A 532-nucleotide genomic window follows, 5' to 3' on the forward strand; every position below is an offset into this window, starting at 1 on the left:
CTCCTATGTGCTGAGCGGGCGCGAGGGCTACGAGATTACCGGCGGCTCCGCGACCTTCAACGGCATGGACCTGCTGGCCATGGAGCCGGAGGAGCGCGCGGGTGCTGGGCTCTTCCTCGCCTTCCAGTATCCGGTGGAGCTGCCGGGCGTGGGCAACGCCAACTTCCTGCGGACGGCGGTCAACGCCGTGCGCAAGCAGAAGGGCGAACCCGAGATCGACGCGATGCAGTTCCTCAAGCTGGCGCGGACCAAGCTCAAGGCGCTGCAGATGTCGGACGACATGCTGAAGCGCAACGTGAATGTCGGCTTTTCCGGCGGCGAGAAGAAGCGCAACGAGGTGCTGCAGATGGCGCTTCTGGAGCCGACGCTGGCCATCCTCGACGAGACGGATTCCGGCCTGGACATCGACGCGCTGAAGATCGTCGCCGATGGCGTGAACGCCATGCGCGGCCCGAATTTCTCGTCGCTCGTCATCACCCACTACCAGCGTCTGCTGGACTACATCGTGCCCGACCGCGTGCACGTGCTGATG

1 protein-coding gene is annotated in these 532 nt (G+C 65.0%); it reads left to right on the forward strand.

Features of this window, described 5'->3' with window-relative positions; all coding sequences use genetic code 11:
* A partial coding sequence (gene sufC / locus AC1DWF_RS38175) for a Fe-S cluster assembly ATPase SufC (RefSeq protein WP_476843598.1) occupies window positions 1-532 on the forward strand: 532 nt, incomplete at both ends.

The sequence above is a fragment of the Aminobacter sp. P4_D5 genome, assembly GCF_056401815.1.